This is a genomic window from Mycobacterium sp. (assembly GCF_044370595.1).
Classification (GTDB): domain Bacteria; phylum Actinomycetota; class Actinomycetes; order Mycobacteriales; family Mycobacteriaceae; genus Mycobacterium.
The window spans coordinates 1-11,646 of record NZ_JBILVF010000107.1 but is presented as its reverse complement, the minus strand read 5'-3'; the positions used below and the strand labels follow the sequence as shown (position 1 = coordinate 11,646).

Below are 11,646 nucleotides of genomic sequence, written 5' to 3'. Positions count from 1 at the left end.
GCCGACGTGTGGTCGGTGACCAGTGGGAACGAACTGCACCGCGACGGCCTGGCCGTCGAGAAGGAGCGACTGCGCCACCCCGACCGGCAGGTGCGCACCCCGGTCGTCACCGAACTGCTCGCGAAGACGACCGGACCGGTGGTGGCGGTGTCGGACTGGATGCGGGCGGTGCCCGAGCAGATCCGGCAGTGGGTGCCGAACACCTACGTCACCCTGGGGACTGACGGGTTCGGCTTCTCCGATACCCGCCCGGCGGCGCGACGCTATTTCAACACCGACGCGGAGTCGGTAGTGGTCGCCGTCCTCGAGGCGCTGGCCGGCGACGGCGAAGTCGACCCGTCGGTGGCTATCGCCGCGGCACAGGAGTACCGGATCGACGACGTGATGGCCGCGCCTGAACAGACCTCGGATCCCGGAGTCGCGTAGGCGAGGACATCGGATCCCGGAGTCGCGTAGGCGAGGACATCGGATCCCGGAGTCGCGTAGGCGAGGACATCGGGTCCCGGAGTCGCGTAGGCGAGGACATCGGGTCCGGAGTCGCGTAGGTGCGTAGTCGAACGCCCAGATTGCATCCACGCAGTGGGCCCCTCGATGTTTGACTGCGGGAATGCAATCCCGGCGGGGGCACGGGGCTGGTGACAGGGTCCGTTTATCGGGTTTTGCCAAAAAATGGCGTAGTTTTTAGATATGTCGGACAACCCACCGCCAGACGGTCAACTGCTTGAGCAGCGCCGATCACCGCTGGAACTGCTCGATGACATCCCAGACTCCACCTTGCGGCGACTCAAGGGGCGCTCCGGCCGACTTGCCACCGAAGCCGTGCGCACCATGGAGAAACGGCTGCCGTTCTTCGCCGGCCTGGAAGCCTCCCAGCGGGCCAGCGTGCAACTGGTCGTTCAGGCCGCGGTGGTCAACTTCGCCGAATGGGTCCGCAACCCCGCCAGCCAGGTCGGCTACACCGCACAGGCATTCGAACTGGTCCCACAGGACCTCACCCGCAAGATCGCCCTGGCCCAGACCGTGGACATGGTGCGGGTGACCATGGAGTTCTTTGAGGAAGTCGTGCCGATGGTGGCCCGCAACGCCGAGCAGTTGACCGCGCTGACCGTCGCCATCCTGCGCTACAGCAGGGACCTCGCTTTCGCCGCCGCCGGCGCCTACGCCGATGCCGCCGAGGCGCGCGGCAGCTGGGACAGCCGGATGGAGGCCAGCGTGGTGGACGCGGTGGTCCGGGGTGACACCGGCCCGGAACTGTTGTCCCGCGCGGCGGCGTTGAACTGGGATACCACCGCGCCCGCCACGGTGGTGGTCGGCACGCCACCGTCAGACCGGGAGGAGGTGGCCGGCGAGGATGTACGCGACATCGCCCTCCGTCACGACCGGGCGGCACTGGCCGACATCCACGGCACCTGGCTGATCGCGATCATCTCGGGTCCGCTGTCTCCGACCGACCGGTTCTTCAACGACCTGCTCAACGCGTTCTCCGACGGCCCGGTGGTGATCGGCCCCACCGCCCCGATGCTGACCGCGGCCCATCTCAGTGCCGGCGAGGCAATCTCCGGGATGAACGCGGTGACCGGTTGGACCGGCGCGCCGCGACCGGTCGCAGCCCGCGAGTTACTGCCCGAACGCGCCCTGATTGGGGACACCTCCGCCGTGGCAGCCCTCTACAACGACATCACCCGCCCGCTGGCCGACGCCGGACCCGTTCTGTCGGAGACCCTCGACGCCTACCTCGACAGCGGCGGCGCCATCGAGGCATGCGCCCGGAAACTGTTCGTTCATCCAAATACCGTCCGTTACCGCCTGAAGCGGATCACCGACTTCACCGGACGAGATCCCACCGTGCCCCGGGACGCTTACGTGCTGCGAGTTGCCACGACCGTCGGCCGACTGGGCTATCCGGCCGCCCCGACGGGCAGGCCGCAGGGCAGTGCCGGCGTTTCGGCAGCACAGCTCACATCACCGCTGGTTGGCCTGGGTCGGGACAACTAGATCGCGGGCTGGTCTCGCTGACGTCGCAGACGAAGGCAATTTTGTAGGGTTACTACAAAAACCTAAGACAAGGTTCATAATCCCTTACACCCCGAAAATCAGCGTTCACAGTGTTCTCTTAGAGATGTGATCGCCTTCCTCGCGCCCGGCCAGGGCTCGCAGACTCCCGGCATGCTCGCCGAGTGGCTCGAGTTGCCGGGTGCCGCCGACCGACTGGCCGCCTGGTCGCAGATCAGCGGCCTGGATCTGGCCCGGCTCGGGACGACGGCCACCGCCGAGGAGATCACCGATACCGCAGTTACCCAGCCGCTCGTCGTGGCCGCCACCCTGCTGGCCTACGAGGAGTTGGCCAAACGGGGTCTGCCCGCGCAGACCGTCGTCGCCGGCCACTCGGTCGGCGAGATCGCGGCCTACGCAATCGCCGGGGTCATCTCCCCCGACGATGCCGTTGGACTGGCCGCAGTGCGCGGCCGGGAGATGGCAGCCGCCTGCGCAGCCGAACCGACCGGCATGTCCGCGGTTCTGGGTGGCGACGAGGCTGAGGTCCTGGCCCGGCTGGAGGCCCTGGAACTGGTGCCGGCCAACCGCAACGCGGCGGGCCAGATCGTGGCCGCCGGGGCGGTCTCAGCGCTGGAGAAGCTGGCCGAGGATCCGCCGGCCAAGGCCAGGGTGCGTCAACTGGCCACCGCCGGGGCGTTCCACACCCACTTCATGGCCTCAGCCCTGGACGGCTACGCCGCCGCCGCCGAGCAGGTCAGCGCCGCCGACCCGACCACCACGCTGCTGTCCAATTTCGACGGGGCGCCGGTGGCCTCGGCGGGCGATGCGATGGAGAAACTCGTCGCCCAGCTGACCCGGCCGGTGCGCTGGGACCTGTGCACCGATACCGTGCGCGCGCTCAACACCCACGCAGTCGTCGAGTTCCCGCCCGCGGGCACTCTGACCGGTATCGCCAAACGAGAGCTTCGGGGCGTCGCGACGCACGCCGTCAAGGCACCCGCAGATCTGGACGGGGTAGCCGGTCTTTAGCGCCAGCCCGCCGGGACAACCCCAGTTTGACCAGGAAATTAGTTTCAACAAGAAATAACAGGAAGGGAGCACATAGTGCCCGCCAGTCAGGAAGAAATCATCGCCGGTCTCGCCGAGATCATCGAAGAGGTCACCGGTATCGAGCCGTCCGAGGTCACCCCGGAGAAGTCCTTCGTCGACGATCTGGACATCGACTCGCTGTCGATGGTCGAGATCGCGGTGCAGACCGAGGACAAGTACGGCGTGAAGATCCCGGACGAGGACCTGGCCGGCCTGCGCACCGTCGGTGACGTGGTTGCCTACATCCAGAAGCTGGAAGAAGAGAACCCCGAGGCCGCCGCCGCGCTGCGCGAGAAGTTCGCTTCGGAGTCGTGACGGTGTCCTCCTCAGGATCCTCCCCGAGGCCTTCAACCGCCAACGGGGGGTTCCCGAGCGTCGTGGTCACCGCTGTTGAGGCGACCACGGCGCTCGGCGCCGATATCGACACCACCTGGAAGGGCCTGCTCGCCGGGCAGAGCGGCATCCGGGTCCTCGAGGACGATTTCGTCACCAAGTGGGATCTGCCGGTCCGGATCGGCGGGCACCTTGTCGATCCGATCGACGACCACATGGGCCGACTGGACCTGCGACGGATGTCCTACGTCCAGCGGATGTCGAAGTACCTCGGCCGCAGGATGTGGGATGCCGCCGGCGCACCGGAGGTCGACCCGGACCGCTTCACCGTTGTCATCGGCACCGGTCTCGGTGGCGGCGAGAAGATCGTCGAAACCTACGACATGATGAACGAGGGCGGCATCCGCAAGGTGTCTCCACTGGCCGTTCAGATGATCATGCCCAACGGCGCGGCCGCTGTCGTCGGCCTCGATCTGGGCGCCCGCGCCGGGGTGATCACTCCGGTGTCAGCCTGCTCGTCGGGGTCGGAGGCCATCGCCCACGCCTGGCGGCAGATCGTCATGGGTGACGCCGACATCGCCGTCTGCGGCGGCGTCGAGGGCATGATCGAGGCACTGCCGATCGCGGCGTTCTCGATGATGCGCGCGATGTCGACCCGCAACGACGACCCGGCGGCCGCTTCCCGGCCGTTCGACAAGGACCGGGACGGCTTCGTGTTCGGCGAGGCCGGGGCGATGATGATCCTGGAGACCGAAGAGCATGCCAAGGCCCGGGGCGCCAAGCCCCTGGCCCGGCTGTTGGGTGCGGGCATCACCTCGGACGCGTTCCACATGGTGGCGCCGGCCTCGGACGGTTTGCGGGCCGGCGGTGCCATGAAGCGGGCGATGGAACTTGCGGGTCTGTCCCCTTCGGACATCCACCACGTCAACGCCCACGCCACGTCGACGTCCATCGGTGACCTCGCCGAGGCGGCCGCCATCCGGGTCGCCGGTGTGGAGCACGCGCCGGTGTACGCACCGAAGTCTGCTCTGGGCCACTCCATCGGAGCGGTGGGCGCTCTGGAGTCGATCCTCACGGTTCTGTCTCTGCGTGACGGGGTCATCCCGCCGACGCTGAACTACGAGACTCCTGATCCGGAGATCGATCTGGATGTCGTTGCCGGGGAACCGCGCTACGGCGATTACCAGTGCGCAATCAACAACTCGTTCGGTTTCGGCGGGCATAACGTCGCGCTCGCCTTCGGACGGTACTAGGGCCGGGGAAGGACCCGACTGCACCGATGGCACAGCTGACAACGGGAAACGGGCTGCCGAGCGTGGTCGTCACTGGCATCGCCATGACGACCGCGCTCGCCACCGACGCCGAGAACACCTGGAAGAAGCTTCTCGACGGGCAATCGGGCATTCGCAAGCTTGAGGATCCGTTCGTCGAGGAGTACGAGCTGCCGGTGCGCATCGGCGGGCACCTGCTGGAGGACTTCGAAGGCGAGCTCACCAAGGTCGAGCTTCGCCGGATGTCCTACCTGCAGCGGATGGCGACGGTGGTCGGCCGCCGGGTCTGGCAGAACGCTGGATCACCGGAGGTCGACACCCGCCGCCTGATGGTGTCGGTCGGCACCGGGATGGGCTCGTCGGAGGAGATGCTGTTCGCCTACGACGGGATGCGGGCCAAGGGATTGCGCGCCGTCTCACCGCTGGTGGTCCAGAAGTTCATGCCCAACGGTGCCGCAGCGGTGATCGGCCTGGAACGCGAAGCCAAAGCCGGTGTAACCACGGTTATTTCGGCGTGCGCGTCCGGTTCCGAGGCAATTGCCAATGCCTGGCGCAACATCGTCTACGGGGAAGCCGACATGGCAATCTGCGGTGGGGTGGAGACCAAGATCGAGGCGGTGCCCATCGCCGGGTTCGCCCAGATGCGCATCGTGTTGTCGACCACCAACGACGACCCGCCCGGCGCGTGCCGGCCATTCGACCGGGACCGCAACGGTTTTGTGTTCGGCGAGGCTGCCGCGCTCATGGTCATCGAGACCGAGGAGCATGCCAAGGCCCGTGGCGCCAACATCCTGGGCCGGATCATGGGCGCCTCAGTCACCTCCGACGGCTACCACATCGTGGCGCCGGATCCCAACGGCGAACAGGCCGGCCAGGCCATTACCCGTGCGGTGCAACTGGCCGGGCTGCAACCCAGCGACATCGACCACATCAACGCCCACGCCACCGGCACCTCGGTGGGTGACGTCGCCGAAGGCAAGGCGATCAACAATGCAATGCGCGGCCACCGGCCTGCGGTCTATGCGCCGAAGTCGGCGTTGGGCCACTCGGTGGGGGCGGTTGGCGCGGTGGAGTCCATCCTCACCCTGCTGGCCCTGCGGGACGGGGTGATCCCGCCGACGCTGAACCTGCGCAACCTCGATCCGGAGATCGACCTGGACGTGGTGGCCGGTGAACCGCGTACCGGAAACTTCCGGTACGCGGTGAACAATTCGTTCGGATTCGGTGGGCACAACGTCGCCATCGCCTTCGGTAAGTACTGATTCGGCCACCCGAGCACAACAACGCAAGACGAGGAGATTGGATGACGATCATGGCCCCCGAGGTGGTCGGCGAGTCGCTTGACCCTCGCGATCCGTTGTTGAGGTTGCGCAAGTTCTTTGACGACGACAGCGTTGAACTGCTGCATGAGCGTGACCGCTCGGGCATCCTGGCCGCGGCCGGAACCGTCAACGGTGTGCGCACCATCGCGTTCTGCACCGACGGCACCGTGATGGGCGGCGCGATGGGCGTGGAGGGCTGTCAGCACATCGTCGACGCCTACGACCTAGCCATCGAGGAACACAGCCCGATCGTGGGGATCTGGCATTCCGGTGGTGCCCGTCTTGCCGAGGGTGTTCGCGCGCTGCACGCGGTAGGCCTGGTGTTCGAGGCGATGATCCGGGCATCCGGGCACATCCCGCAGATCTCAGTGGTCGTTGGTTTCGCCGCCGGCGGCGCCGCATACGGTCCGGCGCTGACCGACGTGGTGATCATGGCTCCGGAGGGGCGCATCTTCGTGACCGGTCCCGACATAGTGCGCAGTGTCACCGGCGAGGACGTCGACATGGAATCCCTTGGTGGGCCGGACACCCACCACAAGAAGTCGGGCGTGTGCCACATCGTCGCCGACGGCGAAGACGACGCCTACGCCCGCGGCCGCCGACTGGTCGGATTCTTCTGCCAGCAGGGCCATTTCGACCGCACCAAGGCCGAGGCGGCAGAGGTCGACCTACACGCGCTACTGCCCGATTCGCCGCGGCGCGCCTATGACGTCCACCCGATCGTGGAGGCGTTGCTGGACCATGACGACGAGGTCACCACGTTCGAGGAGTTCCAGGCAAAGTGGGCCCCGTCCATGATCGTCGGTATGGGCCGTCTCGCCGGGCGCACCGTCGGCGTGCTGGCCAACAACCCGTTGCGGCTCGGTGGTTGCCTGAACTCCGAAAGCGCCGAGAAGGCAGCCCGTTTCGTCCGGCTGTGCAACGCCTTCGGCATCCCCCTGGTGGTGATCGTCGATGTACCGGGCTACCTGCCGGGCGTGGACCAGGAGTGGGGCGGCGTGGTCCGGCGCGGCGCCAAGTTGCTGCACGCCTTCGGTGAGGCCAGTGTCCCCCGGGTCACGCTGGTGACCCGCAAGATCTACGGCGGGGCCTACATTGCGATGAACTCGCGCTCCCTGGGCGCCAGCAAGGTATTCGCCTGGCCGGACGCCGAGGTGGCGGTCATGGGCGCGAAAGCGGCCGTGGGGATTCTGCACAAGAAGAAGCTTGCCGCCACCCCCGAGCACGAGCGCGAGGCCTTGCACGAGGAACTGGCCGCCGAGCACGAACGGATCGCCGGCGGCGTGGACAGCGCCATCGAGATCGGCGTGGTCGACGAGAAGATCGACCCGGCCCACACCCGCAGCAAGCTGACTCAGGCGCTTGCCGAGGCCCCGCACCGCCGCGGTCGGCATAAGAACATCCCGCTGTAGCGGCGGTTGCGTAGGAACGTGGCGACTCAGAGTTTCGACCACCCCTTCTTCGCGCGGGTCTGGACGATGAAGGCCGCCCGAGAGTCCCAGGCGCTGCACGACCTGCGACGGGAGAACCTAGCCGGGCTCTCTGGCCGGGTGCTCGAAGTGGGTGCCGGCACCGGGACGAATTTCGCGCTCTACCCCGATACGGTGCGCGAGGTACTCGCGCTGGAACCCGAGCCCCGCCTGTTCACCCAGGCGAGGCATGCCGCCACCGAAGCACCCGTGCCGGTGACGGTGATCCCGGCCGCAATCGAGACCCTTTCCGCAGCTGAGCCTTTCGACGCCGTCGTATGCGCACTCGTTTTGTGTTCGGTCGCCGACCTGGGACAGGCTCTGGCGCAGATCAAATCGGTGCTCAAGGTTGGTGGTGAGCTGAGCTATCTGGAACACGTCGCGAGTTCAGGGTGGCCTGGACGGCTGCAGCGACTGGCCGACGCCACTGTGTGGCCACGGCTGTCCGGCAACTGCCACACCCACCGCGACACCGAACACGCGATCCTCGAAGCCGGATTCACCATCGACACCGCCCGCCACGAACAGGTACCGATACCGACGCCCCTGCCGGCGTGGCTGCCGGCCCCGTCGTCGGAGTTCGCCCTCGGCCGGGCGACCAAGACCGGTTAGACGAATTCGGCTGTAGCCGGCGCTGATCGGTCCCGGTCGGCGGCCACCAGCCCGATCCGGGTCCGACGGTCGAGAATGTCCCCGGCATCCATGGCACCCTCGTGGGTGACGGCGAACTCGAACTCGGCACGGGTGACGTCGATACCCTCGGCCACCGGGTCCAGCGGGCGCGCACAGCGGGCGGCGGCGACGACGGCCAGGGACTCCGCGCCGTACCGCGCCACCAATGAATCGGGCAGGGCAGCTGGACTGCGCTGCGGCGCCGGGGAATTGCTCGCCGCGCCCACCAACGGCAGATTCGTCGTGCGGCACGGTCCGGCGCTCAGTCCCCGCCCGGCGATCGCCCGATCCAGCACATCCTGCGCCATATGCCGGTACTCGGTGAGTTTGCCCCCGACGATACTGAACATCCCGGACTCCGACTCCAATACCGCGTGGTCTCTAGACAGGTCGGACGTCCGGCCCTCGCCGGCGTCAATGAGCGGCCGCAGCCCGGCATATGCGCCCGTCACATCCGCCGTCGACAAGGCCGTCTGCAGTGCCGTGTTCACAGTGTCGAGCAGGAACGTCACTTCCTCCGGCGTCGGCTCCGGCACATCGGGGATAGGGCCGGGCGACTCCTCATCGGTCAGCCCAAGATAGATCCGACCCAATTGCTCGGGCATGGCGAAGACGAAACGGTTGGTCTCACCCGGGATCGGAATCGTCAGTGCAGCAGTGGGATTGCCGAACAACGCGGCGTCGAACACCAGGTGGGTGCCGCGACTGGGCCGCAATCGTATCGAGGGGTCTACTTCAGCCGCCCACACACCGGTGGCATTGACCACCGCTCGCGCCTTGAGGTCCAGGTTCTCCCCAGTCAGCGTGTCGGTGAGCCGCACCGACGATCCGGTTGCCTGCGCCGCCGCCACCCGGGTGAGGATGGTCGCCCCGTGTTGTGCTGCAGTCCGCGCAACCGCGACTACCAGGCGGGCGTCGTCGATCAGTTGCCCGTCGTAGGCGAGTAGGGCGCCGTCGAGGCCGTCGCGACGTATCGTCGGCGCCATTGCGATGGCATCCTGGGCGCTGATCCGGCGCGGCCGCGGCAGCACTGAGGATTTGGTGCCAGCCAGGACGCGCAGCATGTCGCCGGCACCGAAACCCACCCGAACCAGCGCTCGCTGGCCGCGGCTCATCGATGGCAGCAGCGGAACCAGTTGAGGCATCGCCTTAACCAGGTGCGGAGCGTTGCGCGACATCAGGATTCCTCGCTCGGCTGCGCTTCGTCGCGCTATCCCGATATTGCCGCTGGCCAGGTAGCGCAGACCGCCGTGAACCAGCTTGGAGCTCCAGCGGCTGGTCCCAAAAGCCAGATCGTGCTTTTCCACCAGCACCACTGACAGCCCGCGGCTGGCGGCGTCCAGGGCGATGCCGGCTCCGGTGATGCCGCCGCCGATGACGACGACGTCCACCGAACCCTTCGCGGCGAGCGCGGCCAGGTCGGCGGTTCGACGCGCGGCGTTGAGGGCAGTGTTCATGGGGGCGTTGTTCATGGGCACAGATATCCGTTCAGGGCGTAGGTGAGTTCGACGCTCAGCGCGTCCGCGTCGAGGATCGGCTCCACCATCTGGGCGGACTGGATGGCCGACTGGGTGATGAGCAGCACCATCGCGGCCAGTTTCCGGGGGTTGCCCGGCCGAACGGTGCCGTCCTGCTGACCGTTTCGCAATTCCTCGGCGAACAGGTCGATCAGGATCTGCTGGCTGGTGCCCAGCCGGTCGGCGATGTAGACCATGGCCAATTCCGGCGCTGATCGCAGCACGGCCAACAGCAAGTCGTCGCGACGCAGTCTGGCAGCCACCGCAACGATCCGCTCCACCAACGCTTCTCGGCCCGTCGGGTCTGCGGGAACCTCGCGCCAGGCCCCGGTGACCCGATCGGTGAGCAACGAGGCCAGGATCGTGCGGGTGTCCGGCCAGCGACGGTAGACCGTCGGTCGACTGACTCCCGCGCGGCGGGCAATCTCGGCCAGGGTGACCCGTTCGACACCGAAATCACGGACGCAACTGGCCGCGGCCGCGAGGATCCGGTCGTCTACCGACTCAGCGTTACCGATTGACAACATCTGTAATACTGTAACCCGTGGTCGACACCGATGCGGGAAACCTGTTACCTCCGATGGCCTGGGACGCCTGGGGTGACCCCGCGCTGTCCAAGCCGTTGTCCACCGGGATACGCGCCCTGCTCGAACAGGCGCTTGGAGTGTCGGGCACCGAGATCGCCGCACCCTCCCTCAAGGAGGTGCAGTTGTCGGCGTCCACACTCGCCCAGACCCACCGGGCCGGCCTGACCGCGATCGTCGGCGAGCAGTACCTGCGCACCGGCGACCATGACCGACTACTGCACGCAGGCGGAAAGTCCACCCCGGATCTTCTGCGCCGCAAGCAGATCCATCAGGATGCACCCGACGCGGTGATTCTTCCCGGCAGCGAGGACGAGATCGCTGCAGTTCTCGGCTACTGTTCACGGCACCGTATCGCCGTAGTGCCGTTCGGCGGTGGGACCAGCGTGGTCGGCGGTCTGGATCCGATCCGCGGCGAGTTCGAATCCGTTGTCACCGTGGATCTGCGTCGCCTCGACGCGCTGCACTGGCTCGACGAGACCTCCGGTGAGGCCGAACTCGGCGCCGGGATGACCGGGCCGCAGGCCGAGAAATTGCTCGGCGAACGCGGCTTCTCTCTGGGCCACTTCCCGCAGAGTTATCGCTTCGCCAGTATCGGCGGTTTCGCTGCGACCCGGTCCTCCGGTCAAGACTCGGCCGGATACGGCCGGTTCAACGATATGGTCCGCGGTCTGCACGTCATCACCCCCGCCGGCCCACTGGACCTCGGCCGGGCCCCTGCTTCGGCCGCCGGACCGGATCTGCGCGAACTGTTCTGCGGCTCCGAAGGCGTCTTCGGGGTCATCACGCGGGTCCGGGTCCGAGTTCATCCGGTACCCGAAGCGGTTCGCTACGAGGCTTGGTCCTTCCCCGATTTCGGCACCGGTGCCAACGCATTGCGCGCCGTCATCCAGACCGGGACCGGCCCGACCGTGCTGCGGTTGTCCGACGAGGTCGAGACCGGAGTGAACCTGGCCACCACCCACAGCATCGGCGAACAGAGCGTCACCGGTGGCTGCCTGGCCATCACCGTCTTCGAGGGCACCGCGGCCCACGCCGAGAGCCGGCATGCCGAGACCCGGGCCGTGCTGGAAGCGCACGGTGGCACGTCGCTGGGCGAGGGTGCCGCCAAGGCCTGGGAGCAGGGCCGTTTCGACGCCCCCTACCTGCGCGACTCACTGTTGAACGCCGGGGCGCTGTGCGAAACCCTGGAAACCGCGACCACCTGGTCGAATGTTCCGACGCTGAAGGCTGCGGTTACCGAGGCGCTGACCTCCAGTTTGACCGCAAGCGGCACAAGCGCATTGGTGATGTGCCACATCTCGCATGTCTATCCGACCGGCGCCTCGTTGTACTTCACCGTCGTCGCCGGGCAGCGCGGGGACGCGGCCGCGCAGTGGCATACCGCGAAGGTG

Annotated in this window: 11 protein-coding genes; 9 read left to right on the top strand and 2 right to left on the bottom strand. The window is 67.3% G+C overall.

All coding sequences use genetic code 11. The features are described from left to right. The 8 genes from ADBZ5N_RS13400 to ADBZ5N_RS13365 form a co-directional block, all read left to right on the top strand. A partial coding sequence (locus ADBZ5N_RS13400; RefSeq protein ID WP_526258081.1) for a transketolase-like TK C-terminal-containing protein occupies positions 1-426 on the top strand: 426 nt, incomplete at its 5' end. A 261-nt stretch (positions 427-687) separates the two neighbouring features. After that, positions 688-1,995: a PucR family transcriptional regulator gene (locus tag ADBZ5N_RS13395; protein WP_526258079.1), complete on the top strand. Its 1,308-nt coding sequence runs from the start codon at positions 688-690 to the stop codon at positions 1,993-1,995. A 126-nt stretch (positions 1,996-2,121) separates the two neighbouring features. Further along, positions 2,122-3,024: an ACP S-malonyltransferase gene (locus tag ADBZ5N_RS13390; protein WP_526258077.1), complete on the top strand. Its 903-nt coding sequence runs from the start codon at positions 2,122-2,124 to the stop codon at positions 3,022-3,024. A 75-nt stretch (positions 3,025-3,099) separates the two neighbouring features. Then, the gene (gene acpM, locus ADBZ5N_RS13385; protein ID WP_526258075.1) at positions 3,100-3,399 is read left to right on the top strand and encodes a meromycolate extension acyl carrier protein AcpM; all 300 of its coding nucleotides are present in this window, start codon (positions 3,100-3,102) and stop codon (positions 3,397-3,399) included. 2 nt (positions 3,400-3,401) lie between these two features. Next, positions 3,402-4,670, top strand: a complete 1,269-nt coding sequence (kasA, locus tag ADBZ5N_RS13380; protein ID WP_526258088.1) for a 3-oxoacyl-ACP synthase KasA — start codon at positions 3,402-3,404, stop codon at positions 4,668-4,670. 26 nt (positions 4,671-4,696) lie between these two features. After that, on the top strand, positions 4,697-5,950 hold the full coding sequence (gene kasB / locus ADBZ5N_RS13375; RefSeq protein ID WP_526258073.1) for a 3-oxoacyl-ACP synthase KasB: 1,254 nt from the start codon (positions 4,697-4,699) through the stop codon (positions 5,948-5,950). A gap of 41 nt (positions 5,951-5,991) precedes the next feature. Further along, positions 5,992-7,422 carry an acyl-CoA carboxylase subunit beta gene (locus ADBZ5N_RS13370; protein WP_526258071.1) on the top strand — a complete coding sequence of 477 codons (1,431 nt, stop codon included), beginning with the start codon at positions 5,992-5,994 and terminating at the stop codon, positions 7,420-7,422. Between the two features lie 66 nt (positions 7,423-7,488). Then, positions 7,489-8,091, top strand: coding sequence for a class I SAM-dependent methyltransferase (locus ADBZ5N_RS13365; RefSeq protein ID WP_526258086.1), 603 nt, complete (start codon positions 7,489-7,491; stop codon positions 8,089-8,091). Here ADBZ5N_RS13365 and ADBZ5N_RS13360 read toward each other — a convergent pair. Together ADBZ5N_RS13360 and ADBZ5N_RS13355 are read right to left on the bottom strand one after the other, a co-directional pair. Beyond that, entirely contained in the window at positions 8,088-9,608 is a 1,521-nt protein-coding gene (locus tag ADBZ5N_RS13360) for a glycerol-3-phosphate dehydrogenase/oxidase (protein ID WP_526258069.1), read from the bottom strand. The genes ADBZ5N_RS13365 and ADBZ5N_RS13360 overlap by 4 nt on opposite strands. Positions 9,609-9,619: 11 nt before the next feature. After that, positions 9,620-10,195, bottom strand: a complete 576-nt coding sequence (locus tag ADBZ5N_RS13355; RefSeq protein ID WP_526258067.1) for a TetR/AcrR family transcriptional regulator — start codon at positions 10,193-10,195, stop codon at positions 9,620-9,622. Positions 10,196-10,248: 53 nt separating this feature from the next. Here ADBZ5N_RS13355 and ADBZ5N_RS13350 point away from each other — a divergent pair. After that, a partial coding sequence (locus ADBZ5N_RS13350) for an FAD-binding oxidoreductase (RefSeq protein ID WP_526258084.1) occupies positions 10,249-11,646 on the top strand: 1,398 nt, incomplete at its 3' end.

Coding starts and splice junctions, on each gene's coding strand:
- ADBZ5N_RS13395 (WP_526258079.1), top strand. CDS start 688: ATGTCGGACAACCCACCGCCAGACGGTCAACTGCTTGAGCAGCGCCGA.
- kasB (WP_526258073.1), top strand. CDS start 4,697: ATGGCACAGCTGACAACGGGAAACGGGCTGCCGAGCGTGGTCGTCACT.
- ADBZ5N_RS13370 (WP_526258071.1), top strand. CDS start 5,992: ATGACGATCATGGCCCCCGAGGTGGTCGGCGAGTCGCTTGACCCTCGC.
- ADBZ5N_RS13365 (WP_526258086.1), top strand. CDS start 7,489: ATGAAGGCCGCCCGAGAGTCCCAGGCGCTGCACGACCTGCGACGGGAG.
- ADBZ5N_RS13360 (WP_526258069.1), bottom strand. CDS start 9,608: ATGAACACTGCCCTCAACGCCGCGCGTCGAACCGCCGACCTGGCCGCG.
- ADBZ5N_RS13355 (WP_526258067.1), bottom strand. CDS start 10,195: ATGTTGTCAATCGGTAACGCTGAGTCGGTAGACGACCGGATCCTCGCG.